Genomic DNA, 25,733 nt, shown 5'->3' on the forward strand with positions numbered 1-25,733 from the left:
ATCAGATCGCTTCGGCGGCCTTCAGCACGGCATCCGCGTGGCCCGGAACCTTCACCTTGCGCCACAGGGCCGCGATCCGGCCATCGGGACCGATCAGGAAGGTCGAGCGGTCGATGCCCATGTATTTCCGCCCATAGAGGGTCTTTTCCACCCAGGCGCCATAGGCTTCGATCACGGTACCGTCCGGATCCGACGCCAGTGTCACCGTCAGGCTGTGCTTCTCGGCGAACTTGCGGTGCTTCGCGATGCTGTCCTTCGAAACGCCGATCACGGCGGCGCCAGCCGCCTTGAACCGGTCCAGCAGGCCGGAAAACTGGATGGCCTCTATCGTGCAGCCAGAGGTGTCGTCCTTCGGATAGAAATAGAGCACCAGCTTCCGGCCGGCGAAGTCCGACAGGCTCACAGGGCCGTCCGGTGTTTCCATCGTGAAGTCCGGGGCGGTGCTTCCAACGTCAAGGCTCATGGCTGTTCTCCCTGGAATGTGTCGGCCCAGGCGCGGGCCACGATGGCCCGAGCGGCGGACAGTTCGGATTTCAGTGCGGCGAGGCTCGGCTGTCCGCAGGCGCGCGCGATCAGCGCGCCGGCATTTGCATCCGGCGTGGCCGCCGCGTCGTGCGGCTGCACCAGCCGCAGCATCACGAGCATGTCGTTCATCAGCCGGGCCGGGGCAGCGAGATCGGGCGCCAGCAGAGCCGCGGCTTCCTCCAGCCCCGTCGGCACCGGCCGGCCGGACAGAAGCGCGCGCACGGCGACGATGAACTCGATATCGACCAGACCGCCCTTCATCAGCTTCACGTCGAAGGGCCCGGCGGGCGGCTTGTGCCGGGCCATGTGCCACCGCATGTCCTGTGCTTCCCGACGCACATGCGCGGAATCGCGCGGGGCCGTCACCAATGCGTCGATCACGGCCTGCGCGGCGGCGGCATCGGGGGCTGCGCACCCCACGGGGCGTGCCCGCGTCAGCGCCATCTGCTCCCACACGCCGGCTTCCTCCCGCTGATAGCGCAGGAAGCTGTCCAGGCTGACGACCAGCAGTCCGTCCGCGCCGGATGGCCGCAGGCGGGTGTCCACCTCGTAGAGCGGCCCGGCGGCCGTCGGGACCGTCAGCGCGGCGATCAGGCGCGGGCCCAGCCGGTTGAACCAGGCGCTGGCGGACAGCGGCGGCTCGCCGGTGGCGCGCGTTTCATGGCTGCCCGTGAACAGCAGCACCAGATCCAGATCGGACTGGGTCGTCAGTTGCCCTCCGCCGAAGCGGCCAAGCGCCAGCGGAACCAGCCGCCCGCCCGGCACCTCGCCATGCCGGGCGCTGAATTCCGCCGTCACATGATCGGCCAGCAGCCCGACGGCCGCATCCGCCATGTGCGCCAGCTCGCGGGAGGCGACGCCCGGCGAAACCGTCCCGTCGATCAGCTGCACGCCCAATGCGAAGCGCCGCTCGGCCGTCCAGATCCGCACCCTGTCCAGCAGCTGTTCGCCATCCAGCCCACGGCACAGCGAAGCCAGTTCCGCGCGCGCCGCGTCGGCGTCGGGCAGGGGGCTCGCCGGTTCCAGCAGAACGTCCAGCAGGCTAGGCCGCTTCGCCAGCGCATCCGCCAGCAACGGCGTTGTCGTCAGCAGCCGGCCCACCACCTTCGCCAGCGCCGGATGGGCGGCTAGCAGACGCCAGAACTGCACGCCGGAGGGGAGGGCGGCGATCAGCTGATCCAGTCGCAGCAGGGCTTCGCGCCCGGTACGGCCGCAACCCACCTGCTGCACCAAGGACGGGATCACCGTTTCGAAGGCGCGCTGGGATTCCGGCGCCCGCAACGAGCGCGGCCGGCCGGAGCGCCAGCCTTCAACCAGGGTCGCCAGCAGGCGCGCATTCTTCACCCTGGCCCTGGCACCCCAGGCTTCCACTTCGGCAGGTTGCTGCGGCAGGCGCGGCCCGCGCTGCCCCTCGCCGGTTTCCAGCAGCCGGTCATACAGCTTCGCCACGGCCTTCAGGCGCGGCGCAAGCGCGGCTTCGACCGCGCGCCAGTTAGCCTCTCCGCACAGCCCGGCCACCTGCGCCCGATCCGCCGCCTGCTTCGGCACGCTGTGGGTCTGCTGGTCGGCCACCATCTGGATGCGGTGCTCGACGGTGCGGTAATGGCGATAGGCGTCCGTCAGCAGGGCGGCTTCCTCAGCGCCGATACGCCCGGCCACAGCCAGCGCCTGCAGGGCATCTACCGTCGCGCCCGCGCGCAGCGCCGGATCACGCCCGCCGAAGATCATCTGATGCACCTGGGCATAGAATTCGCATTCGCGGATGCCCCCCCGCCCACGCTTCAGGTCGAAGCCCGGCCCCAGCTTTTCCACCTCGCCGAAATGGTCGCGGATCTGATGGGAAACCTCGCGGATCTCGGCCAGCGCCGAATAATCCAGGCTGCGCCGCCAGATGAAGGGATCGATCGCCTTCAGGAAAGCCTGGCCCATGGCGATGTCGCCGGCGGCCGCGCGCGCGCGGATGAAGGCGGAACGCTCCCACGCGAGCGCCTGCGACTGGTAATAATGCTCCGCGGCCCCGATCGGCAGGGAGGACGGCGTCGAATCCGGATCCGGGCGCAGGCGCAGATCCACGCGCAGCGCATAGCCGTCGCCCGTCCGCTCGCTCAGCAGATTGGAAACGCGGCGCACGATGCGGACCGCCGCTTCCGTCGGGTCTTCCCCGGCGCGGTGCGGCAGGGTTTCGGAATCGTGCAGGAAGATCAGGTCGATGTCGGATGAATAGTTCAGCTCGAAGCTGCCCATCTTGCCCAGCGCCAGCGCCGTCAGGCCGGCTGGCGCCTGCTCGCGTTCGGCAAAGGCGCTTGTTATGGCGAAATCCAGCGCCGTGTCGGCAAAGCGGGTCAGCGCCGCCGTTACACGTTCCAGCGGCCAGTCGCCCGCCAGATCCGCAAGTGCCGCCGTCAGCGCGACGCCGGCGCGCGCCTGCCGCAGCGTCGGGGCGGGATTTGTCCGGTCAAGCCGGGCTATCGCCATGTCCAGAGCGGTATCGAAACCGCTGTCCGCCATGCAGGCCAGAAGTTCGGGTTCGCGCCGGATCAGCCCGCGCAGGAAGGGCGAATGGGCCTCGGCGCGGGCGCGGGCATCAGCAAGGCTCATGCCTGGAGCACGCCCTGGGCGAAGGCGGCGCAGCGGCCGCCGATCCACACGCCGTCGCCGCATACGTCCACCGCAATTTCGGAAGGCCGACCCACATGCCGCCCCTGCGACAGGATGAAATGCGCCTCAGCCGGGCAGAGGCTGTTCAGGTAGGCGCCGAGCGCGGCCGCCGCACTGCCGGTCGCAGGATCTTCCGGCACCCCCGAAAGCGGCGCGAACATGCGCACGTCCAGCCTGGAGGGATCGTTGCTGTCGCGCGCATGCAGGTGCAGGCCAAGCAGGCCGCCGCTCTGGCCGATCCGGCCTTCGTGGCGGCGGAACACATCGGTCACCGGTTGGGCCCGTTCCAGCGCATCGGCGGTCACCTCGACCACCAGAAACTCTGCGCCGACGGATATGAAGCGCGGGCTGAACCGGCCCGTCAGGATGTCGCCGTCCGATATCCCGGCCAGCTCCGCGACCGTGGCGCGCGCCACATCCGCGCCCACCGCCAGCGGGCGGGGTGCCCGGCAGCGCGCGCCGGTCACGGTGCTGCCATTTCGTTCGATGGTCAGCGCGACCAGCCCGGCGGCTTCCTCGAAGCGCAGGGAATCGGGAACCGGCCGACCGAACAGCGTGCCCATCCGCGCGACGACGAAGGCCGTGCCGACATTCGGATGCCCGGCAAAGGGCATTTCCTCCTCGGGGGTGAATATGCGCACATGGGCGTCGTTCGCCGGGTCTGCAGGCGGAAACAGGAAGCTTGTTTCCGCGAAATTGAACTCCCGCGCGATGGCCTGCATCGCTGCCGTGTCCAGGCCGCGCGCGTCCGTCACCACGGCCAGCTGGTTCCCGGCGCAGGCGCGCGGGGTGAACACATCGACGATTTCGAACGGATGGTTCATCGCGGGATCACCGGGAAGTTGTCGATGAGGCGGGTTGTGCCTAGCTTCGCCGCCACGAACAGGCGCGCGCCGGGTGTCGGCTGGTTCAGTGGTTGCAGGCTCTGCTCGTCTGCCAGCAGCAGGTAATCCACCCGGAAGCCGGCCGATTCCAGCCCGGCCCGCGCGGCGGACAGCGTATCGGCAACCGCAGCCCCGCCGGTGATGGTGCTGGCGGCCGCCTGAAGCGTGCGGAAAAGCGCCCCCGCCACGGCCCGCTGTTGCGGCGTCAGATAGGCGTTGCGCGAACTCATGGCCAGGCCGTCGGCTTCGCGGATGATCGGCGCGCCGACGATTTCGGCCGGGATGTTCAGGTCGGTCGTCAGCCGGCGGATGATCGCCAGCTGCTGCCAGTCCTTCTCGCCGAAGATGGCGACGTCGGGGAAGGCCATCAGCAGCAATTTGGTAACGACCGTCGCGACTCCGTCGAAGTGCCCCGGGCGCGACGCGCCCTCCATCGGCCGGTCAAGGCCGGAGACGCTTACGCTGGTCGCATAGCCGGCGGGATAGACGGCGTCGGCCGGCGGCAGGAACAGCAGATCGCACCCCGCCTGCCGCAGCAGTTCCGAGTCGCGGGCTTCCTGCCGGGGATAGCGATCCAGATCCTCGTTGGCCCCGAACTGCTTCGGGTTCACGAAAATGCTGGCGACCACGCGGTGCGCACGCCGCCTGCCGGCTTCGATCAACGACAGATGTCCGGCGTGCAGCGCGCCCATCGTCGGCACCAGTGCAATCCGGTCTCCGGCGGATCGCCAGGTCCTGATCTTTGCCCGAAGGGCCACAACCGTGCGTGCCGTTTCCATCTTTATCCTTGTTTCACCTTGCTCTTGATTGACGAAGCCCGGCCGTCACCGCATGGGAAGGAAAGTTGCGCCGGCGATGGGCCGGCAATCGCCGGAGGCAGGGCGGAATGTCAATCACGGGTCTCCAGGGAGGCTACGGCGCGCGAAGCGCCAGAAAGGGTCCGCACGTCATCGTGCTGGGCAATGAAAAGGGCGGGTCGGGCAAGTCGACCACCGCCGTGCACATCGCGCTTGCACTGGCGCAGAGCGGCATTCGCCTTGCGGTCGCCGATCTCGATCATCGCCAGCAGACGACGGCGCGCTACCTCGAGAACCGCAAGGCCTGGGCGGATCGCATGGGAATCGAGCTGTCGTCCGTTCCCGTGACGGTGCTTGGCGACGGATCCACCGGGGCGCTGGACACGCTGGTGCGCGCAGATCTGGACGCCGTCGTGATCGACACGCCGGGCCGCGACTCCGAAATCGGCCGTGCCGCCATCGCACGGGCGGATACGCTGATCACGCCCATCAACGACAGCTTCATCGATTTCGATCTGCTGGGCCAGGTCGATCCGGAAACCTACAAGGTGGTCCGCCCCAGCTTCTATGCCGAACAGGTCTGGAAGGCGCGGCAGGAACGGGCCCGCACGGATGGCGGCCAGGTGGACTGGATCGTGGTCAGGAATCGCCTGTCCACGCTGGAAGCGCGCAACCGGAAACGGGTCGGCGCGGCGCTGGAAGAGCTTTCGAAGCGCATCGGATTTCGTGTGGCGCCGGGCTTTTCCGAACGCGTCATCTATCGCGAACTGTTCCCCCGCGGGCTGACCCTGCTCGACATGGGGCAGTTCGAGGAAGCCTCCATGAGCCATGTGGCAGCCCGCGCGGAACTGCGGGAACTGATCGCGGCACTGCGCCTGCCGCTTGGTCAATCGCAGGAAGCCGCCGCCTGATGGGGTTTCTCGCGCTGTTGGTTGTGGCAGGCGTCGGCTGGCTGTGGTGGAAGGGGCATCTGGGGGCGGATGCCGGGCGCAAGCTGGCGCTGGCCGGTGGTGTTGGTCTGTCCGGCTGGCTGCTGGCAAGGGGGCAGCCGATTCCGGGCCTGGCGCTTGCGGCTGCGACGGCGGCACTGGGTTTCGGGGGATGGATGCGCGGGAAGGTGGCCGCGATTCCCATGGACGAGATCGAAGCCCGGCAGCTTCTGGGCGTGGGGCTGCGCGCCAGCCAGGAGGAGATCCAGGCGGCCCACCGGCGGCTGATCGCGGCAGCCCATCCTGACCGGGGCGGCGACGCGGAGCTTGCCCGCCGGCTGAACGCCGCGCGTGATCTTCTGCTGGCGACCCACCCATCCCGAGGTTGACGCCCGACAGGACGGCTACATATTGCACTGCAACAATCCGAACGGGTTCGCTGAACGAAGAGGGGCATGATGAAGAGCCATGATTTCCACCCGACGTCGCTGAGGGAATATGACATCCGCGGCATCATCGGGGAAACCCTGGGGGAGCAGGACGCGCGCGCCATCGGGCGCGGGTTCGGAACCATCGTCCGGCGTGCCGGCGGCAGGCTGGTCAGCGTCGGCTATGATGGCCGCCACAGCTCGCCGGGCCTGGAAGCGGCGCTTGTGGACGGGTTGCTGGAAACGGGCGTGGATGTGGTGCGCATCGGGCTGGGCTCCACCGGAATGCTCTATTTTTCGGTTCCTGAACTGGGGGCCGATGGCGGCATCATGATCACGGGCAGCCATAACCCGCCCGATTACAACGGCTTCAAGATGATGCTGAAGGATCGGCCCTTCTATGGCGCCGACATCCGGGCGCTGGGCGAGGCGGCGGCCAGGGGCGACTGGGAGAGTGGCAAGGGCAGCAGCCGCCGTGTCGCGCTTCTGGACCGCTATGTTGAGCGCCTGCAGGAAGGCAACCGGGTAAAGCCCTTCCGCATTGGCTGGGACGCGGGCAATGGCGCTACGGGCGAGGCGCTGGAAAAGCTGCTGAAAACATTGCCGGGTGAACATCATGCCCTGTTCACGAAGATCGACGGCGACTTCCCGAACCATCATCCGGATCCGACTGTCGAGAAGAACCTTGAAGATCTGCGCCAGCTGGTTTCCGAACTGAAGCTGGATTTCGGCATCGCCTTCGATGGCGACGGGGACCGGATCGGCGCGATCGACGGGCAGGGCCGGGTGGTGTGGGGCGACCAGCTTCTGGCCATCCTGGCGGAGCCGGTTCTGAAGGAATTGCCGGGTTCGACCATCATCGCGGACGTGAAGGCCAGCCAGGCGCTTTATGATCGCGTGGCGGAACTGGGCGGCAAGCCGCTGATGTGGAAGACGGGCCACAGCCTGATCAAGGCGAAGATGAAGGATGTGGATTCGCCGCTCGCGGGTGAAATGTCAGGCCACATCTTCTTCAAGCATCGCTGGTACGGGTTTGACGACGCGCTCTATGCCGCAATCCGCCTGATCGAGGCGGTGGGCGAAATGGGCGGGTCGCTGACGGCGCTGAAGTCGGCGATGCCGGCCGTGGTGAACACGCCGGAAATGCGCTTCCCCTGCTCGGAGGAGCGAAAGTTCGAAGTGGTCAGCGAAGTGCTGGCCCGGCTGAAGGCGGCCGGCGCCGAAGTGAACGACACCGACGGTGCGCGGGTGAACACGCCCGACGGCTGGTGGCTTCTGCGCGCATCCAACACGCAGGATGTGCTGGTCGCCCGCGCCGAAGCGACGGACGAGGCCGCGCTGGAACGGCTGAAGGCCGCAATCGACAGCCAGCTGGCGCAATCCGGTGTGGAGAGGGTCGAGACCGGCCACTGACGACACTTGGCGTGACGATTTGTTGCGCCGCACAAACTTCGTCTTGTTTTTTGCGCCGCAGTGCATTATTGTGCAGTGCAGCAACAAAGGAGTGTGCTGTCGATGGCCGATGCCAAGCCTGCCCGCAAGTCTGCGCCGAAAACGCCCAAGGTCCAAACGGCTACAGTCGTTAAGCCCGAAGTGTCGGCGAAGCCTGCCGTGCTGAAAGCCCTGGCGCCGAAGACGTCCGCTCCGGTCACGTCCCCTGTTCCGGAGATTGCCCCGATGAACGCCGAAACCAACTTCGCCAAGCCGTTCGAAGCTGTCGCCCCCGCCATCGAAAAGGCGACCGCCGACGTCGTTGCGCAGGCCCAGGCCGCGCAGGAACAATTTGCTGAAAAGCTCAAGGATCTGATGGAGAAGAACATGAAGTCCGTCACCGAGATGTCCGAATTCGCCAAGGGCAATGTCGAAGCGCTGATGGAAAGCGCCAAGGCCGCCGCGGCTGGCGCCGAAACGCTGACCACGCACATGGTCGAAGCCTCGAAGAAGGCTGCCGAGGAAGCCCAGGCCGCGTTCAAGACGATCAGCGCGTCCAAGACGCCCAACGAGTTCTTCGCCGCCCAGAACGAATATGCCAAGGCGCAGTTCGACAAGGCGGTGGCCAATGCCAGCCACTTCACGGAAACCTGGCTGAAGCTGGCTGGCGAAGTCGTCCAGCCGCTGTCCAGCCGCGTGGCGCTGGCGACGGAAACCGTCAAGAAGTCGATGGCCGCCTAATCGGACGTCGCTTCAGAGGTTGGGGGCGGTGGAGGCAACTCCGCCGCCCCTTCCTTTTGGGCCCCCAGCAGGAACTCCACGTTGCCCTCGGGCCCGGTGATGGGGGAGGGGGTCAGGCCCAGCACGCGCCAGCCGCGGCCCTCAACCCAGGCTGCCGCCTCGGCGCACACCCGCTCATGCACGGCCGCGTCGCGCACCACGCCGCCCTTGCCGACTTCGGCGCGCCCGGCCTCGAACTGCGGCTTCACCAGCGCCACCAGATGCGCGCCCGGCTTCGCAAATCCCAGCGCCGTATCCAGCACCTTCGCCAAAGAGATGAAGCTGGCGTCGCACACGATGATGTCGACCGGTTCGGGGACATGGTCCGCCGTCAGTGTGCGGGCGTTGGTCTGCTCATGCACCACCACGCGCGGATCCTGCCGCAGCTTCCACGCCAGCTGGTTGGTGCCCACGTCCACGGCATACACCCTTGCCGCCCCGCGTGAGAGGAGCACATCGGTAAACCCGCCGGTTGACGATCCTACGTCCAGCCCGACAGCGCCCGTCACATCGATGCCGAAATGGGCAAGCCCATGGTCCAGCTTCAGCCCCCCGCGCGAGACCCAGGGGTGATCCTTCCCCCGCACATCCAGCGCGGCGTCAGGCGCCAGCATTTCCCCCGCCTTGGCGATCTTGCGTTCGCCGGCGAACACCAGCCCTGCCATGATCAGGGCCTGGGCCCGAGACCGGCTTTCGGCGAGCCCGCGCTCCACCAGCAATTGATCGATGCGCTGTTTCGCCATGGCAGGCCTTACGCCCGCGCGCCCTCGCTCACGCTGTTGTGCCTCAGCGCTGTCAGAACCGTCTTCACGATGCCCGCCGCATCCAGTCCGGCTTCGGCATATTGCTTCGCCGGGCTTTCATGTTCCTGGAAGATATCGGGCAGGCGCATGGTGCGGATCTTCAGCCCCGTGTCCATCAGCCCCTCGTCGCTCGCCAGCGTCAGCACATGCGCACCGAAGCCGCCGACGGCGCCTTCCTCGATCGTCACCACCACGTCATGCGTGGCGCACAGCTTGCGGATCAGCGCCTCGTCCAGCGGCTTCGCGAAGCGCATGTCGGCAACCGTCGTGCTCAGCCCCTTGGCATCCAGCTCGTCGGCCGCCTTCTGCGCTTCCGCCAGCCGGGTGCCCAGCGACAGGATGGCCACGGTCTTGCCTTCGCGGACGATACGGCCCTTGCCGATTTCCAGCTTTTGCGGCGTTTCCGGCAGCGGCACGCCCACGCCTTCACCGCGCGGATAGCGGACAGCAATGGGGCCGGAATCATGCGCGTTGGCCGTGTGCACCATGTGCACCAGTTCGGCCTCGTCGGCGGCGGCCATCACCACCATGTTGGGCAGTGTCGCCAGATAGGTCACGTCGAAGCTGCCGGCGTGGGTGGAACCATCGGCCCCCACAAGGCCCGCGCGGTCGATGCCGAAGCGCACCGGCAGGTTCTGGATGCACACGTCATGCACCACCTGATCATAGGCGCGTTGCAGGAAGGTGGAATAGATGGCCGCCCAGGGGCGGTAGCCTTCGGCCGCCAGCCCCGCCGCGAAGGTCACGGCATGTTGTTCCGCGATGCCCACGTCGAAGCAGCGGTCCGGGAAGGCCTTCTGGAACTTGTCGAGCCCCGTACCCGAGGGCATGGCGGCCGTGATCGCCACCACCTTCGGGTCGCGCGTGGCTTCGGCCACCAGCGCATCCGCGAACACATTGGTATAGCTCGGCGGGCCGCCCGGCGCGGGCTTGTGCTGCTTGCCCGTCACCACGTCGAACTTCACGACGCCATGATATTTGTCGGCCGCGGCTTCGGCTGGCGCGTAGCCCTTGCCCTTCTTCGTCACCACATGGATCAGGCAGGGCCCTTCGGCGGCGTCGCGGATATTCTCCAGGATGGGCACCAGCACGTCCATGTTGTGCCCGTCGATCGGCCCGACATAGTAGAAACCCAGTTCCTCGAACAGGGTGCCGCCGGTGCCCAGCGTCCGGAAGAATTCGTCGGCGCGCTTGGCCGGGGCCTTCAGAGGCTCAGGAAGGGCCTTCTTCGCCAGTTGACGCACGGCGTCGCGGATGCCCAGGAAGGTGTTGCTGCTGTAGGTCCGCGCCAGATAGGCGGAAAGGGCGCCCACGGGCGGCGCGATCGACATGTCATTGTCGTTCAGCACCACGATCAGCCGGTTGCCGGCCTCGTGCGCATTGTTCATCGCCTCATAAGCCATGCCCGCGCTCATCGAGCCATCGCCGATCACGGCGATTGCCTTGCCCGGCGTACCGGACAGCTTGTTGGCGATGGCGAAGCCCAGTGCGGCGGAAATGGAGGTGGAGCTGTGCGCGGCCCCGAAGGGATCATATTCGGATTCGGTGCGCTTGGTGAAACCGGAAAGCCCGCCCCCCTGCCGCAGCGTGCGGATGCGATCCCGCCGGCCGGTCAGGATCTTGTGCGGATAGGCCTGGTGCCCCACGTCCCAGATCAGCTTGTCCTGCGGCGTGTTGAACACATAATGCAGCGCAACCGTCAGTTCCACGACGCCTAGGCCGGCGCCCAGATGGCCGCCCGTCACCGAAACGGCGTCGATCATCTCGGCCCGCAGTTCATCCGCCACCTGTCGCAGCTGATCAGGTTTCAGCGCCCTGAGCTCAGGGGGTGTGTTCACCTTGTCGAGAAGCGGAGTCTCGGGCCGGCGGTAGGGCGCAGCGGCGGGCGCGCCGTTGGTCTTGTCCGTCATGCCCCGGATTTAGCGCGAAGCCGGGCTGAAACAAAGCGCGATTGTTACGGCTTGTTTTCCGCTGCCGGCGCAGCGTTGCAGGCCGAGCACAGGCCCATCAGTTCCAGCACAGGCCTGCGGGGTGTGAAACCGGCGGTCATCGCCCGTTCCCGCATGCTGTTCGCCAGCCGGTCGTCATCCATGTGATCGATGTGGCCGCACTGTTCGCAAACCAGAAAAATGCAATCGTGCGAACAGGATGGATGAACATTCACCACATAGGCATTCCGGCTTTCGATGCGCTTGGCCAGATTGTTCGCCACGAACAGATCCAGAATGCGATAGACGCTGTTGGCCGCGATCCGCCGCCCTGCCGAAGCTGAAACCCGATCCGCCACATCATAGGCGGAAACAGGTCTGCCGCCCTTTGCCAGCGCGTCGAACACGGTTTCGCGCAGATCCGTCCATTGCACGCCCTGGGCGGCAAGCGCGCCGATCGCGGCCTGCTTCAGCGCGTCGCTGCCGGCTTCCCAATGATCGCCGACCCTGTGGGCGTGGCCCGCCATGGCGCCGTCAGTCCTGCTGCTTGTCCAGCGCGGCGGTCTGTGCTGTCGGCGTCTTGGGTCCGCGGGCGATCGCGGCGGCCAGTCGGTCCGCCTGCGGGCAGGGGCCGTCGCACAGCTTCTTCACCCGTTCCAGGTTGGATTCGGCGCGGGCCTTCGCGCCGCGCTCCACCAGCGCCATCCCCTGAAGTTCCAGTGCGGCGAGATCGTTCGGGTCGATTTCCAGCGCTTCGCGATAGAAGCGCACGGCCTTGCCGGGCAGGCCTTCCGCTTCGGCAGCGCGGGCAAGCCCGATATAGGCGCGGCGGTTGCGCGGATCGGCGGCCAGCGCGGCCTCGAACTGGTCGGTCGCCTCCTGCGGTTTGCCGGCCGCCAGCAGGCTTTCCCCAAGCTTCAGCCGTTCCAGCGACAGGGGGGCGATCAGATTGTCGGGAAGGCCGCGCGCCGGGGCAGGGGCGGGTTCCGGTTCGCGCAGCTTCTCCGCTGAAAGCGGGGCCGTCAGCCCAAGGGCCAGGCCGGTCATCAGCAGAATGCGCGCAACACGCCGGCTGCGGGCTGCAAGGCCTTCGAGCATCTCAATCCCTCTCTCGGCGGCGCGGCCGCCTGTCCATTCCAGTCCTGTTCAACCCCCCGAGTCCCGATCCGGGAGCCGGATCAAGAAAGCCACGTCTGGCCGGGCTTGTCGAGCCGGGCCACGAAAAAGCCGTCGCAGCCGTCCGCCAGCGGGGTCAGCGCCCGGCTGCCTGCCGGTGTCAGCTGCAGCCGCGCGGCGGCAGCCATGGCCTGATCCGGCCCTTCCTCGGCCAGCACGGAGCAAACGGCATAGACAAGCCGCCCGCCCGGCTTCAGCAGCGATGCGCCAAGATCGATGAGCCGCGCCTGAACATTGGCCAGCCGCACCAGCCGGTCCTCCGTCAGCCGCCAGCGCAGCTCCGGGTTGCGCCGCCAGGTACCGGTGCCGGAACAGGGGGCGTCCACCAGAACAAGGTCTGCGGCACCCGCCAGATCGGCAAGGGCCTCGGCTTCCCTGCCGGGGTTCAGCAGCCGGGGCTCCACGAAATCCGGCAGACCGGCCCGAAGCAGCCGCGGGCCCATCGCCTGCAGCCGCGAACGGTCGGTATCGGATGCGATCAGCCTGCCTTCGCGCGCCATGTCGGCCGCCAGCCCCAGCGTCTTGCCGCCCGCACCGGCGCACAGGTCGATCACCGCCTCTCCGCGTTGCGCGCCGGCAAAGGCGACAACATGCTGGCTGCCGGCGTCCTGGATTTCCACCGCGCCTGATTCCAGCAATGGATGCCGTTCAAGCGAGCGCGGTGTTTCCAGCCTCAGCGCGCGCGGCAGGCCGGGGATGGGGCTGGCGCCGAGTTCGGCGGCAACCGCCGCGATGTCCGCCCACGGGGCCACGCGAAGGTCCAGCGGCGCGCGCGCCACGAGCGCGCGGGCCTCTGCCTCATATGCATCGCCGAAGCGCGCACGAAAGCGCGGTGCAAGCCAGCCTGGCACCAGCGCCGCGCACGCCCGCGTTTCATAAGGCGCAACGGGGGAGGGCGCATGGGGGCTGCCATCGAAGAGGGCCAGTTGCGCCGGCGCATCCGCCTCCAGCCAGCCGATCAGGGCGGCCCGCCCCGAAAGCGGTCGCTCGGCCGTGAAGCGGATCGCGCCATAGACCAGTTCGCGGACGGCGGCACGATCCTTCGATCCGGCATAGCGCCGGGTCTGAAAATATCGCTGCACGATCGTGTCGGCCGCCGCACCCTGATGGGCGGCGGCTTCGATCACCTGATCGAGGATCTCGATGGCGGCCTGAAGCCGTGCATGCGGCCGCATCAGGGCTTCCCCGGCATCCGCCCGTTACCGCGTCGGATAATTCGGCGCTTCGCGGGTGATCGTCACGTCATGCACGTGGCTTTCGCGAAGCCCCGCGTTGGTGATCTGCACGAACTGGGCGCGCTTGCGCAGATCCTCCAGCGTGGCGGCGCCGGTATAGCCCATGGCCGCCTTCAGGCCGCCCACCAGCTGGTGCAGCACATCGCGCGCGGGCCCCTTGTAAGGCACCTGACCTTCGATGCCTTCGGGCACCAGCTTCAGCTGGTCCTTGATGTCCTGCTGGAAATACCGGTCGGCGCTGCCGCGCGCCATCGCGCCGACACTGCCCATCCCGCGATAGCTCTTGTAGGCCCGGCCCTGGTAGAGGAAGGTTTCGCCCGGAGCTTCCTCGGTGCCTGCCAGCAGGCTGCCGATCATCACCGCGCCCGCACCCGCCGCCATCGCCTTGGCGATGTCGCCCGATGTCCGCAGGCCGCCGTCCGCGATCACCGGAACACCATGTTTCGAGGCTTCCTCGACGGTGTCCATGATGGCCGTCAGCTGCGGGACGCCAACGCCCGCCACCACGCGCGTGGTGCAGATGCTGCCCGGCCCGATGCCCACCTTGATGCCGTCCGCGCCGGCGTCGATCAGCGCCCTGGCCGCTTCGGCGGTCGCCACATTGCCCGCGATCACCTGCGCATGGCCGGATCGCGCCTTGATCCGCCGGACAGCTTCGGAAACCTGCCGCGAATGGCCATGGGCGGTATCCACCACGATCAGGTCGCATTCGGCGTCGATCAGCGCGGCGGATCGTTCGAAGCCCGCATCGCCCACCGTGCTGGCGGCGGCCACCCGCAGCCGGCCGGCTGCGTCCTTGGTGGCGTCGGGATAGGTCACGGCCTTCTCGATGTCCTTCACCGTGATCAGGCCCACGCAACGGCCGGCGTCGTCGACCACCAGCAGCTTCTCGATCCGGCGCTGGTGCAGCAGGCGCCGGGCTTCCTCCTGCGATACGCCCGCCTTCACCGTGGCCAGATTGTGCCGCGTCATCAGCTCGGCGACCGGCTGCAGCTTGTTTTCGGCGAACCGGACGTCGCGGTTGGTCAGGATGCCGATAAGCTTGCCCGGCTGGCCGGGCTCCGAAGGCTCCACCACCGGGATGCCCGAAATCCGGTGCCGCGCCATCAGTTCCAGCGCTTCGCCAAGGGTCTGATCCGCCGTCATCGTGATCGGGTTCACCACCATGCCCGATTCGAAGCGCTTCACCTGGCGCACCGCTTCCACCTGTTCCGCGATGGTCAGGTTCCGGTGCAGCACGCCGATGCCGCCCGATTGCGCCATCACGATCGCCATCTGGCCTTCCGTCACCGTGTCCATGGCGGATGACAGCACCGGGATCTGCAGGCGGATGTTCCTGGTGATGTGCGTGGCTGTATCCGCCTGCGAAGGCAGCACGGCCGATTCCGCCGGCACCAGCAGCACGTCGTCGAAAGTCAGCCCCAGCCTGATCACCATTCCCGATTGTCCCGTTCTTCAAATGACAGAGGGGCGGGCCGTGGACGGCCCGCCCCCGAATCTCAGCCCCTATAGCGGCCTCAGCCCTTGTTGTTGAGCCACACTGCGTAATAGCGCGCCAGCTGGCCGCGTGGCGGAGCCGTCACGGCGCCCAGCGCTGCTTCGGCGCCAGCCTTGTCCCCGGCGTTGCCCAGCGCGAAGCCAAGCCGCGTGTTCACCATGTTGGCGTCCACGCCGCCCTTGGCCAGCGCCAGCTTGTACAGCTCGGCTGCCTTCGCCCAGTTGGCATAGCCGAGGTGCGCATCGGCGGTCGCCAGCGCCATCTTGCCGTTGGCGGCCGCACGCGCTTCCTTTTCTAGGCCCGCCAACGACGCCTTGTCGGCGGCGATCTTCGGATTCACCTGCGCCAGCAGTTCCTTCACGAACGGAGTCGCAGCCTTCAGCGCACCCTTGGCGACGCCTTCATCGAGCACGGCCTTGGACTCGCCGGGCAGGCCCCGGATCGTGGCCGTCTCGGCATATTCGGCATAGTCCCGCTCGCCCGTCAGCGCGCTGTTCGCTCGCATCAGGCGCATCACGTCCAGATTGCCCTGATCGTCCAGCTTCGCGGAATCGCGGAAGATGATCAGCACATCGCGCCAGTTGGTGGCGTTGGGGTGTGCCTTCAGCAGACCTTCGCTGGCGGAGACGATCTCGGCCGGCAGCTTGCTGTCATAGGCGATCGCCAGCGCGCGCCGGTACCAGCTTTCGTCCGCCTTGGCGGTCTTTTCCTGCACGCCGATTGCCTGCTGCAGCGTGGCGATCGCCTTCTGGTTCTGGCCCTGCCGGCGTTGAAGCTCGGCGATCTCGACCAGCAGGCCCGCATCGTTCGGGTTCATCGCCAGCAGTTTCTCGAACTCGGCGGCGGCCTTGCCGTAATCCTGCCGCTGAAGCGCCATCGCACCCAGATTGCGGCGGAACTTCACCTGCTCCTCGGGCGCCAGCTTGCCGGACGACAGCGCGCCTTCCAGCGACCGCTCGATCAGCGCATTGTCCTTCAGGTTGATCGCCGAATTCAGCGTCAGCATGTTGACGATATAGACATCGTCGGCATTCTTGTTCTGGATGGCTTCAGCCTGCCTCAGCAGGTCGACTGCGCCTTGCCAGTTCTGTTCGGCCTGCGCCTTCTGCGCTTGCGCCGCGAGCGACTGCACAGGCTTCGAAAGCTTCAGCGGAGCAGGCTTCTGCTCCTTCTGCGCCATCGCGGCTTCCGGCGCCGCCGCCATCAAAAGCGCAACCATCGCCGCAGCAGACGCGCGCCCGAAACCCGTCTTCATGTGCCCACTCTCCTCGTGCCCAAATATCTGTCCGGCCGGATCGGGCCGGGATCGGGGTATTTCAGGCCAGCCTTTGCGGTCCGGCCCGTTTCCCGAAGCTGAACGGGCTCCTCGCACCCAGCCCGCGCATCGTCAAGCGGGAGGGTACGCCGGATCGGCCGGTGGCGGCGGCGGAATGACAAGCCGTTCGTTCGCGGTCCATTCGATCAGCCAGTCCAGCAGCCGGGCCGCCAGCAAGGGATCCGTTGCTTCCGCCTTCTCCAGCGCCGCAGACACCAGTCCCATCAGCCGATCCAGCCCGGTGTACCAGCCTTCGCCCGGAAGGGGGGCCGTTTCCGGCAGGATCCCGGCCATTTCCGTGCGCAGATCGATGCGCCGCGCCATGCGCTGGTCCTCGCCGTCGGCCAGCATCACCAGCAGCCCGGCGATGGCGGCCCCGGATTTTCCGGCATAGCTTTCGCCCAGTGGCGGCAGCACCATCACGCCCTGCGCCATCGCGAAACAGCCCAGCGATTCGGGGTTGGAAAGGCTCATGCCCGTGCCTCCTCGCCTTGCTTCGCCGCCTTCAGCAACTGCGCCGCATGCCAGTTGTGGAAGCGATAGGGGTGCAGGGCCGCGAACAGGATCGCCGGGTCCGCTGTGCGCTGCGTCGCCACCTCGAAGGCGGAGGTGATCCAGATGGCAAGCCCCTGATAGGCGGAAAACAGCTCCCACCAGCGCCAGTGCGCCGCATCGAATGATCGGCCGGATGCCGCTTCCCAGGCCGCGATCGCGGTGTCGCGCGGGCAGGTGCCGGCCACGACATCCGCCATCCCATGGCCCCAGAGCGGGTCCATCACCCAGGCCAGATCCTCCATGGCGTCCCCCAGATGGGCCATTTCCCAGTCCAGCACGGCGAGCAGCCGGTTGTCGGCATCGACAAGGAAATTGCCCGATCGGAAATCGCCATGCACCAGCACCGACGGGCCGGACGGCGGCGGGATGTTCGCCGAAAGCCAGCGCCACACGGCATCGGCCACCGGTTCCGGCCGCAGCCTGTGGCGATCGATTTCCGCCTTCCAGTGCGCCAGCCGCCCGGCGGCATCCTGGAACGGCAGCGCCGCCCGGTCGGCCTCGTCCGGCACGATGGCGTGCAGCTTGCCCAGCGCGGTGAACAACGCCACCCCCGTTCCGGCGGCGTTTGCCCCATAGCCTTCCGGATCGAAGGGGGAAGCCGCGCGTCCGCCGGGGATTTCCTTCATCACGAATCCGGGGGAGCCGAGATCGGCGCCATCCTTATCCAGATGCACGGGCTCCGGCACGGGCAGCCCGGCGGCATGGGCGCGGCCGATGGCATGGAACTCCACCTCGCGCGATGTGTCGATCAGGCTGGCCGCCGGATCGCGCCGCATCACCAGCCATTCGGATCGCGTTCCGGCCGTGGCCCGGAAACGGAATGTCTCGCGCGCGGCGCCGCCGTGGAAGCGGCTCACCTCGTCCACGCGGACTGGCGCACCCCACAGGCGCGACATCAGCGCCGTCAGCTGCGCCTCAGGCAAGGTCGAAAAACTCGCGGAAGCCCGACGGGGCGTGTCGTCCGATGAACAGCTGTTCCAGCACGCCACGGCCCTGATGGGTGCTGCCGTCCGGCAGTCTCAGCTCGGCCTTCACCAGCGCCTGAAGGTGCGCGTTCAGCGGGTTGGTCGCATCGGATCCGCCGGCGTCGAAGCGTTCCGTCTGCACGTCCAGCTCGCCGCGCCAGCCACCATGGCCGAACTTCGGGTGACCATAGCCAATCCCGTGCATGTGGAATTCGGCTTCCGGCGTCAGCCGCACCGTCACCTCGCCGCCCGCCATCCGCCCCGTCAGCGTCGCGCTGGCGGCACGGCGGGTGCCTGGTCGATAGGGCAGGGCATAGGCCGGTGCCGCCAGCTTCGTTTCCGCCCCGCTCGCCAGATCGACCAGCACGGCAGACCGGTTCCAGGCTGTGCCGTCGCCATCGTCGTTGGTGTGGAAGAACAGGGCATGGCCGTCGAAGTTGAGCGGCGCCCAGATCCAGTAGAATTGCGGCGGCACGGGCGGTGCGACGCCCTGCGGATCGGCCGCGCCGATGGGCCGGATGCCCCAGCTGCGGTCACGCGTGCCGCGCCAGCCTTCTGCGCCGATGCGCTGGCCATTCACGGTCACCGATCCGGATACGGCCATGTTCTGGGTCAGCCGGGTCACGTCCATGATGGTGCGTGGCCCCTGCCGCCAGGTGAAGCGCGGCTCCTCGATCGGCGCGTGCCGTCCCTCGAACAGCAGATCGGCCGCCAGCCCGTCGGTTTCCGCCAGCCGCAGCCGAAGCCGCTTCAGCGGTTCCACCACCTCGACGGAGATCGGCCCGACCTGGGTATCCATCCGTTCCATGCCCATCAGGCGCGAAGCGAAGACGGATCGCTGCCTGCCGCCTTCCATCCAGCAGACCGCCGCATCCATCACGTTCAGATGCGGATAGACCCCCAGCGCCGCGGCCAGGAAGCAACTGCCATCCGGTGCCTGCGCGTTGAAGAAATAGCGGTCGTAGAAGTTCCGGTCGGTGCCCGCCGTTGCGATGGGCTCCGGGCGCTGGTGCACCGGATAGTCGTCGGCCTTGGTCAGCATGTCTCTCTCCCGCGGGGCATCGTGGCGAACGGCGGGGCCACGCTCAACCCTCGCAAAAGGGACTGGCAGCCGCTAATGGCGGCGGCATGACGCTTGAAAACACCCCCGCTACGGATGCCCGCCGCCGCCGGTCGGCCGCCCGGCTCGCCGCCGTGCAGGCGCTTTACCAGCATGCCTCCGCCCGCACGCCGCAGGCGCGGCTGATCGCCGAATTCCACGATCACCGCCTGGGCGCAGAGGTGGAGGGCGAGCAGCTCTCGGCCGCGGACCGGCCCTTCTTTGACGATCTGGTGTCCGGCACGCTCGCCCGCCTGGACGAACTGGACGCCCTCGTCGCCAGCTTCCTCGGCACCGGCTGGACACTGGACCGGCTCGACCGGCTGATGCTCCAGATCCTTCGCGCAGGCGCCTATGAACTGGTCGCGCGCCCGGATGTGCCGCGCGCAGCGGTCGTCTCGGAATATGTCGATGTCGCCCATGCCTTCTATGAAAAGCGGGAAGCGGGCTTCGTGAACGCCCTGCTGGACCGCCTCGGCCGCAGCGTCCGCGAGGGAGAGGCCTGAACTGGACCTCGAGGCCGACCTTCTCGCCCGGTTGAAGGCTGTTGCCCGCCATCCGGCGGCGCGCGGGCTTGCCGACGACGCGGCCGTCCTCGGCTGGCCGCTGGGGCAGGATCTTGTCGCCACGCATGACATGCTGGCCGAAGGGGTGCATTTCACGCCGGATTGCCCGCCCGCCGACATCGGCTGGAAGCTGGCGGCGGTGAACCTGTCCGATCTTGCCGCCATGGGCGCGCGCCCGGTCGGTGTTCTGATGGGGGCCGGCATCGGCAGCGCGCGTGGCCCGGATTGGGCGGCCGAGTTGCTGCGCGGCCTGATCCAGTGCCTCGATGCGCATGAGACGCCGCTGCTGGGCGGGGATACCATCCGCACCGGCCCGGCCAGCGTGCTGTCGCTGACGGCGCTGGGGCAGGTGGCGCCGGGCAGCGCCTTGTCGCGCGGCGGCGCGTCGGCGGGCGACGATCTGTGGGTGTCGGGCACGATCGGCGATGCCGGGCTGGGGCTCCGGTTGGCGCAGGGTTTCGCTGTCTCTGCGGGCGCGCCAGGCAGGGCTGCGCTGCTGAAACGCTATCGCCGCCCCGGCCCGCGCCTCGCGCTCGGCCTTGCGCTGCGCGGGATCGCCAGTGCTGCGATGGACGTGTCGGACGGCCTGCTGATCGATGCCGCCCGCCTCGCCGCGGCGTCTGGCCTTGCCGTTCGGCTGGATTCGGCCGCCGTTCCCCTCAGCGATGCGGCACGCGAAACGGGCGTTCCGGTCGCGGAACTCGCCGCCATGGGCGACGATTATGAACTGCTGTTCGCAGCCCCCCCTTCGGCACGCGACATGGTCGCCGCCGCCGCCGCCGCCGCCCGAACCCCTGTCGGCCGCATCGGTGCGCTTGGGCCCGGCACGGGCCTGCTGCTGGATGGCGCAACCCCTACCCGGATGGGCTATCAACATCGTTGAGCCGGCCTCCGCGCACGACGGGTTGCGCCCAGGCATCCTCAGTGTCACAACTTCGCCATTCGCCGGGCCTGTCTGCCTGGATGCGCCCGGTTGAAGGCCCGTAACTGGCGTGACCCTTGGGAGGGGGCGCGCCTCAGATATAAGGGGTAGGGGACTGATGGATTTTGTCTTGATCGCCATTCTGTGCGGCCTTGTGGCCGTGCTCTATGGCCTGTTGACCACGCGACAGGTGCTGGCCGCACCGGCGGGCAACCCGCGAATGCAGGAAATCGCAGCCGCCATCCAGGAAGGGGCGGGCGCCTATCTCAGGAAGCAGTACAGCGCCATCGCCGTCGTCGGCGTGGTGGCGCTGGTTCTGGTGTATCTGTTCTTCGGCATCCATCCGGCGATCGGGTTCCTGATCGGGGCGCTGCTGTCGGGTGTCACCGGCTTCATCGGCATGAACATCTCGGTTCGCGCCAATGTCCGAACGGCGGAGGCGGCGCGGCAGGGTCTGCAGGCGGGCCTCACGCTGGCGTTCCGGGCCGGCGCTGTTACCGGGCTTCTGGTCGCCGGCCTCGCGCTGCTCGCCATCGCGGGCTATTTCTTCGTCCTCACGCGGCAGCTCGGCTTCGCCGTCGATGACCGGGTCGTGATCGACAGCCTCGTCAGTCTCGCGCTGGGCGCCTCGCTCATCTCCATCTTCGCGCGCCTGGGCGGCGGCATCTTCACCAAGGCGGCGGACGTCGGCGCGGATCTCGTCGGCAAGGTGGAAGCCGGCATTCCGGAGGATGACCCCCGCAACCCCGCCGTCATCGCGGATAATGTCGGCGACAATGTCGGCGATTGCGCCGGCATGGCGGCCGACCTTTTCGAAACCTATGTCGTCACCGTGGGCGCCACCATGGTGCTGACGGCGTTGCTGATCGGTGGCCAGTATCTTGGCCAGCTGATGGCCCTGCCGCTTCTGGCGGGCGGGGTCTGCATCCTCACCTCGATCCTCGGCACCTTCTTCGTGAAGCTCGGCTCGTCCAGGAACATCATGGGCGCGCTCTACAAGGGCTTCATCGTGTCGGCGGTCGCCTCCATCCCGGCGCTCTATGTCGCGACGATGCTGATCTTCCCCGACATGACGGCGGTGGTCGGCGGCCAGGCGGCCGACGGCACCGGCGGTTTCACCCCCATGGACCTCTTCTGGTCGATGATGGTGGGCCTGGCCGTCACCGGCCTTATGGTGTGGATCACCGAATATTATACCGGCACAAACTATCGCCCGGTCCGTTCCATCGCCAAGGCGTCGGAAACCGGCCACGGCACCAACATCATCCAGGGCCTCGCCGTCAGCCTGGAGGCGACCGCACTTCCCACGCTGGTGATCTGCGCGGGGATGATCATCGCCTATCAGTTCGCCGGCGTGATCGGCATCGGCTTCGCCGCCACCTCGATGTTGGCGCTCGCCGGCATGGTCGTCGCGCTGGACGCCTATGGTCCGGTCACGGACAATGCCGGCGGCATCGCCGAAATGGCGGGTCTGGAGGGCGAAGTGCGGGAACGCACCGACGCGCTGGACGCGGTCGGCAACACCACCAAGGCCGTCACCAAGGGCTATGCCATCGGCTCGGCGGGCCTCGCGGCGCTGGTGCTGTTCAGCGCCTACACCGCCGACCTCGACAAGTATTTCGCCGCTCTCTCGGTGAACTTCTCGTTGAACAACCCCTATGTCATCGTCGGCCTGCTGATCGGGGCGCTGCTGCCCTACATCTTCGGCGCCATGGGGATGACGGCGGTGGGCCGCGCAGCCGGCTCGGTGGTCGAGGAGGTGCGCCAGCAGTTCCGCACCAACCCAGGCATCATGGCTGGCACGTCCAAGCCCGATTACGCCCGCACCGTGGGCCTCGTCACCCAGGCGGCCATCAAGGAGATGATCATCCCCTCGCTGCTGCCGGTGGTGGTGCCGATCCTTGTCTACTTCATCATCACCGCGGTTGCGGGGCAGGCCAACGGCTTCGCCGCGCTGGGCGCGCTGCTGCTGGGCGTGATCGTTTCGGGCATCTTCGTCGCCATCTCGATGACATCGGGCGGCGGAGCCTGGGATAATGCCAAGAAATATATCGAAGACGGCCACCACGGCGGCAAAGGTTCCGATGCGCACAAGGCGGCGGTCACCGGTGACACCGTGGGCGATCCCTACAAGGATACCGCCGGGCCTGCGGTGAACCCGATGATCAAGATCTCGAACATCGTGGCACTGCTGTTGCTGGCAGCGCTCGCACACGGCTGAGGCCGAAGCTGGAAAGCGAAGGGGCCGGAGGATATGATCCTCCGGCCCCTTTCGTTTGCGGCGGCAATGCCGGGGCGGGTTATTGCGGCCCGCCGCCGCCCGGCGCCGCGCCGACCGTGCCAATGTTCCCGAACAGGTCTTCCAGCAGGGTCGCCTCCCGGCCCAGCGTCGGCGTCTTGTCGGAATTGGGGCTGATGTTGGCCACCTGTTCCAGTCCGCGACGCTCAACCGCGGCCACTGATCCGTCGGGTGCGAAACGCACGATGATCACGCGCTGGTCCTTGGGAACCGGCCGGGCGAAGGCCAGCTGCCGCGTATTGCGCGAAACATAATACCAGACATTGGGATCCCACTGGCTTTGCAGCGTGGGCCGGCCCAGCGCCCGTTCGACGGATTGCTTGTTGTCCACCCCGGGCTGCACGGAACTCGCGAGTTCTTCGTCCGCGATATAGCCCTGATTGTTCTGCATCTGCCGGTTGGCGCAACCGGCAGCGAACAGGGCAAGGGCAGGCACCAGAAGAAGGGCCTGTCGGGCATGGGGTCGGCGCATCGGCTCTCCGGGTATCATCTCTGCCGCTTGATAGCAGCGGCTCGCGGCGTCATATGCGCTCCCGATGCCGCCCTTGCAAGCAAGCGGGCGTCGGCTCGTCGCAAGGGCCCGGCGTTCCGCACGGCCCAGGAACCTGTGAATGTCCCTTCTGAAGCGCCTGCTGAACCCGCCCGCTCCGCCGCTGATGCCGTTGTGGGTGTGGATCACCGAAACCGCGCGAGACCCCCTTTATTACACCCGCCATCAGGTGGCCGACAGCCTCGACGGCCGCTTCGACATGGTCGCGCTTGTCACCAGCCTCGTCCTAATCCGGCTGGAAACGCTGGATCTCCGCAAGGAACAGGCGCTGCTGACGGAACGTTTCGTGGAGGACATGGACGGATCCCTGCGGGACATCGGCATCGGCGACATGGTGATCGGCAAGCATATGGGCCGGATGATGGGGGCGCTCGGCGGCCGCCTCGGCGCCTACCGGGAAGCGCTGGCCGCCACGGCGCCGCCGCAGGCGCTTGCAGAGGCGCTGGCCCGCAATGTCTATCGCGGCGATCCGCCGGAAGGCGCTGCCGACGATCTTGCAGCCACGGTCCGCGCCCTTGCGGGCCGGATCGCCGCAACCCCCATTCCGCAGCTTCTTGAAGGGCGCATCCCATGACGACGCGCGAATTTTCCCATTTCGTGGCACTGGCGAAACTTTCGCCCCGGCCGCAGGCGCATCATCTGGTTGCAGGCGAAACTGCGCGCGCCGCGCTCACCGCCCGCTTCAGCCTGCAATCGATCGGGCGGCTGGAAGCCTGGCTGGATGTCAGCCGCAGCCGCGACGGAGCGGAACTGACGGGCCGGCTGGTCGCGGACGTGGTGCAGACCTGCATCGTTTCCGGGGAACCCGTTCCGGCTCATGTCGAGGAAGAACTCGCCCTGCGCTTCGAGCCGGCCGACGACGGCCGCGAGGAAGTGGAGCTGGAAGCCGGCGCGCTCGACATCCTGCCGACAGAGGGCGACTCGATCGACCTCGGGGAGGCCGTCGCGCAGTCGCTGGCGCTGGCGCTTGATCCCTGGCCGCGCGCCGCGTCCGACGTGCTGGAAAAGGCCCGTCGCCACCTCACGACAGAGGCCGAGGCCGAAGCGCAGGCGGAAGCGGACAAGAAGGCGGCGAACCCCTTCGCGAAGCTGCGCCCGCAATGACCGGGGCGGGGCCCATCCCGGTCCGCACCACCATTTTCGAGGCGATGTCGGCAAGGGCCGTCGCCACGGGCGCAATCAATCTGGGGCAGGGCTTTCCCGACTCCGCCGGGCCCGCATCCGTTCGCGCCGAAGCCGCCCGCCTGATGCTGGCGGGCCCGCACCACTATCCCCGAATGCGCGGCACCGATGCGCTGCGTGCGGCGCTGGCCGGCTTCTACGCCGACACCCAGGGGCTGGCGTTCGATCCCGCCGCGGACATCGTCGTCACCAGTGGCGCGACAGAGGCGCTGGCCGCCACGATCCTCGCCCTCGTGTCGCCTGGCGACGGAGCCATCGTGATCGAGCCCGCCTACGACGCCTACGCCCCGCTGGTGCGCCGGGCCGGCGGGCTGCCGCAGTTCGTGCGCCTGTCCCCGCCGGGCTGGCGCATCAGCCGGGACCTGCTGGAAGCGGCGGTCACGCCCGCCACCCGCCTCATCCTCGTCAACGACCCGGTGAACCCCACCGGCCGGATGCTGGATGAAGCGGAGCGGGCCGCGATCCGCGACGTCGCGCTGGCCCATGATCTGCGCATCGTCGCGGACGAGGTCTGGGAAGAGGTGCGGCCCGAAGCCCGCCCGCATGTCAGCCTTGCGACCGATCCGGCGCTGGCTGGCCGGGTGGTGAAGATCGGATCGGCGGGCAAGATCTTCCAGGTGACGGGCTGGAAGGTCGGCTGGGCGCTGGCGCCCGCGCCGCTGGCTGCAAGGATTGCGGCAACCCATCAGTATCTCACCTTCACCACGCCGCCCGCCCTTCAGGATGCGGTCGCATTCGGGCTGAACAGCGAACGCGAATGGCTGCCTGCGATGCGGGCAGAGGTGGAAGCGGGCCGCGCCCGGCTGGCGGACGGGCTGGCGGCGGCGGGCTATGCGGTGCTGCCGTCAGAGGCGACATGGTTTCTTTCCATCGACCTCGCGGCTTCGGGAATCGCCCTGACGGACGTGGATTTCTGCACCCGCCTCGTGGACCGGCACGGCGTTGCCGGCATCCCCGTCAGCGCCTTCTTCGAATACGCGGACGCGCCCGCAAGCGTGGTCCGCTTCTGCCACGCCAAGGCCCCGGCCACGATCGACGCCGCGCTGGAACGGCTGGCAGGGGCGCGCCGCGCGCTGGGCTGAGGCCCTTTCCTACGCCCGCCCGCCCGTGGCAGGGCAGGAGCATGGTGCAACCGTCTGATCGCCCGGCTCCCCGCACAGGGGAAACCCGGCCATCCGGCCACGCGCGCGCAGGGCAGTGCGAAATGT

Annotated in this window: 25 protein-coding genes; 10 read left to right on the forward strand and 15 right to left on the reverse strand. The window is 67.8% G+C overall.

Going from position 1 to position 25,733, the window contains the following annotated elements; all coding sequences use genetic code 11:
- Position 1: 1 nt before the first annotated feature.
- From ACW9TV_RS08575 to panC, 4 genes are read right to left on the reverse strand one after another with little or no spacing between them, the layout of a single operon-like run.
- Entirely contained in the window at positions 2-463 is a 462-nt protein-coding gene (locus ACW9TV_RS08575) for a peroxiredoxin (RefSeq protein ID WP_494303065.1), read from the reverse strand.
- On the reverse strand, positions 460-3,123 hold the full coding sequence (glnE, locus tag ACW9TV_RS08580) for a bifunctional [glutamate--ammonia ligase]-adenylyl-L-tyrosine phosphorylase/[glutamate--ammonia-ligase] adenylyltransferase (RefSeq protein ID WP_494303066.1): 2,664 nt from the start codon (positions 3,121-3,123) through the stop codon (positions 460-462). Before glnE ends, ACW9TV_RS08575 begins: the two co-directional genes overlap by 4 nt.
- A complete protein-coding gene (locus ACW9TV_RS08585) occupies positions 3,120-4,007 on the reverse strand; it encodes a PhzF family phenazine biosynthesis protein (protein ID WP_494303067.1) in 888 nt (295 codons plus the stop codon). The genes glnE and ACW9TV_RS08585 overlap by 4 nt, the downstream gene beginning before the upstream one ends.
- Entirely contained in the window at positions 4,004-4,846 is an 843-nt protein-coding gene (gene panC / locus ACW9TV_RS08590) for a pantoate--beta-alanine ligase (RefSeq protein ID WP_494303068.1), read from the reverse strand. The genes ACW9TV_RS08585 and panC overlap by 4 nt, the downstream gene beginning before the upstream one ends.
- Positions 4,847-4,953: 107 nt before the next feature.
- On the opposite strand from panC, the gene ACW9TV_RS08595 reads away from it, so the two are divergent.
- The 4 genes from ACW9TV_RS08595 (at position 4,954) to ACW9TV_RS08610 (ending at position 8,393) form a co-directional block, all read left to right on the forward strand.
- Positions 4,954-5,775, forward strand: coding sequence for a division plane positioning ATPase MipZ (locus tag ACW9TV_RS08595; protein WP_494303069.1), 822 nt, complete (start codon positions 4,954-4,956; stop codon positions 5,773-5,775).
- A complete protein-coding gene (locus tag ACW9TV_RS08600) occupies positions 5,775-6,182 on the forward strand; it encodes a J domain-containing protein (protein ID WP_494303070.1) in 408 nt (135 codons plus the stop codon). Before ACW9TV_RS08595 ends, ACW9TV_RS08600 begins: the two co-directional genes overlap by 1 nt.
- 69 nt (positions 6,183-6,251) lie before the next feature.
- Positions 6,252-7,634: a phosphoglucomutase/phosphomannomutase PgmG gene (gene pgmG, locus ACW9TV_RS08605; protein ID WP_494303071.1), complete on the forward strand. Its 1,383-nt coding sequence runs from the start codon at positions 6,252-6,254 to the stop codon at positions 7,632-7,634.
- 102 nt (positions 7,635-7,736) lie between these two features.
- A complete protein-coding gene (locus ACW9TV_RS08610) occupies positions 7,737-8,393 on the forward strand; it encodes a phasin family protein (protein ID WP_494303072.1) in 657 nt (218 codons plus the stop codon).
- On the opposite strand, the gene ACW9TV_RS08615 is transcribed toward ACW9TV_RS08610, so the two are convergent.
- From ACW9TV_RS08615 to ACW9TV_RS08660, 10 genes are all read right to left on the reverse strand, one after another.
- On the reverse strand, positions 8,390-9,175 hold the full coding sequence (locus tag ACW9TV_RS08615; RefSeq protein ID WP_494303073.1) for a TlyA family RNA methyltransferase: 786 nt from the start codon (positions 9,173-9,175) through the stop codon (positions 8,390-8,392). The genes ACW9TV_RS08610 and ACW9TV_RS08615 overlap by 4 nt on opposite strands.
- A gap of 8 nt (positions 9,176-9,183) precedes the next feature.
- The gene (dxs, locus tag ACW9TV_RS08620; RefSeq protein WP_494303074.1) at positions 9,184-11,145 is read right to left on the reverse strand and encodes a 1-deoxy-D-xylulose-5-phosphate synthase; all 1,962 of its coding nucleotides are present in this window, start codon (positions 11,143-11,145) and stop codon (positions 9,184-9,186) included.
- Positions 11,146-11,189: 44 nt separating this feature from the next.
- On the reverse strand, positions 11,190-11,690 hold the full coding sequence (locus tag ACW9TV_RS08625; protein ID WP_494303075.1) for a Fur family transcriptional regulator: 501 nt from the start codon (positions 11,688-11,690) through the stop codon (positions 11,190-11,192).
- Between the two features lie 7 nt (positions 11,691-11,697).
- Positions 11,698-12,210, reverse strand: a complete 513-nt coding sequence (locus ACW9TV_RS08630) for a tetratricopeptide repeat protein (RefSeq protein ID WP_494303076.1) — start codon at positions 12,208-12,210, stop codon at positions 11,698-11,700.
- A gap of 131 nt (positions 12,211-12,341) precedes the next feature.
- A complete protein-coding gene (locus ACW9TV_RS08635) occupies positions 12,342-13,514 on the reverse strand; it encodes an RsmB/NOP family class I SAM-dependent RNA methyltransferase (protein ID WP_494303077.1) in 1,173 nt (390 codons plus the stop codon).
- Positions 13,515-13,538: 24 nt separating this feature from the next.
- Positions 13,539-15,011 carry an IMP dehydrogenase gene (gene guaB, locus ACW9TV_RS08640; protein ID WP_494303078.1) on the reverse strand — a complete coding sequence of 491 codons (1,473 nt, stop codon included), beginning with the start codon at positions 15,009-15,011 and terminating at the stop codon, positions 13,539-13,541.
- Positions 15,012-15,091: 80 nt separating this feature from the next.
- On the reverse strand, positions 15,092-16,327 hold the full coding sequence (locus ACW9TV_RS08645) for a tetratricopeptide repeat protein (protein ID WP_494303079.1): 1,236 nt from the start codon (positions 16,325-16,327) through the stop codon (positions 15,092-15,094).
- Positions 16,328-16,459: 132 nt separating this feature from the next.
- On the reverse strand, positions 16,460-16,861 hold the full coding sequence (locus tag ACW9TV_RS08650; protein WP_494303080.1) for a hypothetical protein: 402 nt from the start codon (positions 16,859-16,861) through the stop codon (positions 16,460-16,462).
- Entirely contained in the window at positions 16,858-17,838 is a 981-nt protein-coding gene (locus ACW9TV_RS08655) for a phosphotransferase family protein (RefSeq protein WP_494303081.1), read from the reverse strand. The genes ACW9TV_RS08650 and ACW9TV_RS08655 overlap by 4 nt, the downstream gene beginning before the upstream one ends.
- Positions 17,839-17,857: 19 nt before the next feature.
- Positions 17,858-18,949 (reverse strand): Rv3169 family protein, encoded by a 1,092-nt coding sequence (locus ACW9TV_RS08660; RefSeq protein WP_494303082.1) that lies wholly within the window; start codon positions 18,947-18,949, stop codon positions 17,858-17,860.
- A gap of 86 nt (positions 18,950-19,035) precedes the next feature.
- Between ACW9TV_RS08660 and nusB the strand changes: the two genes are divergently transcribed.
- The 3 genes from nusB (at position 19,036) to ACW9TV_RS08675 (ending at position 22,715) form a co-directional block, all read left to right on the forward strand.
- Positions 19,036-19,512, forward strand: coding sequence for a transcription antitermination factor NusB (gene nusB / locus ACW9TV_RS08665; RefSeq protein WP_494303083.1), 477 nt, complete (start codon positions 19,036-19,038; stop codon positions 19,510-19,512).
- 31 nt (positions 19,513-19,543) lie between these two features.
- Positions 19,544-20,455, forward strand: a complete 912-nt coding sequence (gene thiL / locus ACW9TV_RS08670; RefSeq protein WP_494303084.1) for a thiamine-phosphate kinase — start codon at positions 19,544-19,546, stop codon at positions 20,453-20,455.
- Between the two features lie 157 nt (positions 20,456-20,612).
- A complete protein-coding gene (locus ACW9TV_RS08675; RefSeq protein WP_494303085.1) occupies positions 20,613-22,715 on the forward strand; it encodes a sodium-translocating pyrophosphatase in 2,103 nt (700 codons plus the stop codon).
- 79 nt (positions 22,716-22,794) lie between these two features.
- Here the strand turns inward: ACW9TV_RS08675 and ACW9TV_RS08680 are convergent, their stop codons facing one another.
- Positions 22,795-23,265: an outer membrane protein assembly factor BamE gene (locus ACW9TV_RS08680; protein WP_494303086.1), complete on the reverse strand. Its 471-nt coding sequence runs from the start codon at positions 23,263-23,265 to the stop codon at positions 22,795-22,797.
- 139 nt (positions 23,266-23,404) lie between these two features.
- Here ACW9TV_RS08680 and ACW9TV_RS08685 point away from each other — a divergent pair, with 139 nt between their 5' ends.
- From ACW9TV_RS08685 to ACW9TV_RS08695, 3 genes are read left to right on the forward strand one after another with little or no spacing between them, the layout of a single operon-like run.
- On the forward strand, positions 23,405-23,917 hold the full coding sequence (locus ACW9TV_RS08685) for a ubiquinol-cytochrome C chaperone family protein (RefSeq protein WP_494303087.1): 513 nt from the start codon (positions 23,405-23,407) through the stop codon (positions 23,915-23,917).
- Positions 23,914-24,447, forward strand: a complete 534-nt coding sequence (locus ACW9TV_RS08690) for a YceD family protein (RefSeq protein ID WP_494303088.1) — start codon at positions 23,914-23,916, stop codon at positions 24,445-24,447. Before ACW9TV_RS08685 ends, ACW9TV_RS08690 begins: the two co-directional genes overlap by 4 nt.
- On the forward strand, positions 24,444-25,607 hold the full coding sequence (locus ACW9TV_RS08695; protein ID WP_494303089.1) for an aminotransferase class I/II-fold pyridoxal phosphate-dependent enzyme: 1,164 nt from the start codon (positions 24,444-24,446) through the stop codon (positions 25,605-25,607). The genes ACW9TV_RS08690 and ACW9TV_RS08695 overlap by 4 nt, the downstream gene beginning before the upstream one ends.
- Positions 25,608-25,733: the final 126 nt, after the last annotated feature.

Source organism: Sandaracinobacter sp. T42, assembly GCF_059115405.1.

Coding starts and splice junctions, on each gene's coding strand:
- ACW9TV_RS08610 (WP_494303072.1), top strand. CDS start 7,737: ATGGCCGATGCCAAGCCTGCCCGCAAGTCTGCGCCGAAAACGCCCAAG.
- ACW9TV_RS08695 (WP_494303089.1), top strand. CDS start 24,444: ATGACCGGGGCGGGGCCCATCCCGGTCCGCACCACCATTTTCGAGGCG.
- pgmG (WP_494303071.1), top strand. CDS start 6,252: ATGAAGAGCCATGATTTCCACCCGACGTCGCTGAGGGAATATGACATC.
- ACW9TV_RS08600 (WP_494303070.1), top strand. CDS start 5,775: ATGGGGTTTCTCGCGCTGTTGGTTGTGGCAGGCGTCGGCTGGCTGTGG.
- ACW9TV_RS08645 (WP_494303079.1), bottom strand. CDS start 16,327: ATGAAGACGGGTTTCGGGCGCGCGTCTGCTGCGGCGATGGTTGCGCTT.
- ACW9TV_RS08685 (WP_494303087.1), top strand. CDS start 23,405: ATGTCCCTTCTGAAGCGCCTGCTGAACCCGCCCGCTCCGCCGCTGATG.
- ACW9TV_RS08585 (WP_494303067.1), bottom strand. CDS start 4,007: ATGAACCATCCGTTCGAAATCGTCGATGTGTTCACCCCGCGCGCCTGC.
- panC (WP_494303068.1), bottom strand. CDS start 4,846: ATGGAAACGGCACGCACGGTTGTGGCCCTTCGGGCAAAGATCAGGACC.
- ACW9TV_RS08675 (WP_494303085.1), top strand. CDS start 20,613: ATGGATTTTGTCTTGATCGCCATTCTGTGCGGCCTTGTGGCCGTGCTC.
- guaB (WP_494303078.1), bottom strand. CDS start 15,011: ATGGTGATCAGGCTGGGGCTGACTTTCGACGACGTGCTGCTGGTGCCG.
- ACW9TV_RS08615 (WP_494303073.1), bottom strand. CDS start 9,175: ATGGCGAAACAGCGCATCGATCAATTGCTGGTGGAGCGCGGGCTCGCC.
- ACW9TV_RS08650 (WP_494303080.1), bottom strand. CDS start 16,861: ATGAGCCTTTCCAACCCCGAATCGCTGGGCTGTTTCGCGATGGCGCAG.
- ACW9TV_RS08575 (WP_494303065.1), bottom strand. CDS start 463: ATGAGCCTTGACGTTGGAAGCACCGCCCCGGACTTCACGATGGAAACA.
- ACW9TV_RS08625 (WP_494303075.1), bottom strand. CDS start 11,690: ATGGCGGGCCACGCCCACAGGGTCGGCGATCATTGGGAAGCCGGCAGC.
- ACW9TV_RS08680 (WP_494303086.1), bottom strand. CDS start 23,265: ATGCGCCGACCCCATGCCCGACAGGCCCTTCTTCTGGTGCCTGCCCTT.
- ACW9TV_RS08660 (WP_494303082.1), bottom strand. CDS start 18,949: ATGCTGACCAAGGCCGACGACTATCCGGTGCACCAGCGCCCGGAGCCC.
- nusB (WP_494303083.1), top strand. CDS start 19,036: ATGACGCTTGAAAACACCCCCGCTACGGATGCCCGCCGCCGCCGGTCG.
- ACW9TV_RS08635 (WP_494303077.1), bottom strand. CDS start 13,514: ATGCGGCCGCATGCACGGCTTCAGGCCGCCATCGAGATCCTCGATCAG.
- ACW9TV_RS08630 (WP_494303076.1), bottom strand. CDS start 12,210: ATGACCGGCCTGGCCCTTGGGCTGACGGCCCCGCTTTCAGCGGAGAAG.
- glnE (WP_494303066.1), bottom strand. CDS start 3,123: ATGAGCCTTGCTGATGCCCGCGCCCGCGCCGAGGCCCATTCGCCCTTC.
- ACW9TV_RS08655 (WP_494303081.1), bottom strand. CDS start 17,838: ATGTCGCGCCTGTGGGGTGCGCCAGTCCGCGTGGACGAGGTGAGCCGC.
- dxs (WP_494303074.1), bottom strand. CDS start 11,145: ATGACGGACAAGACCAACGGCGCGCCCGCCGCTGCGCCCTACCGCCGG.
- ACW9TV_RS08690 (WP_494303088.1), top strand. CDS start 23,914: ATGACGACGCGCGAATTTTCCCATTTCGTGGCACTGGCGAAACTTTCG.
- ACW9TV_RS08595 (WP_494303069.1), top strand. CDS start 4,954: ATGTCAATCACGGGTCTCCAGGGAGGCTACGGCGCGCGAAGCGCCAGA.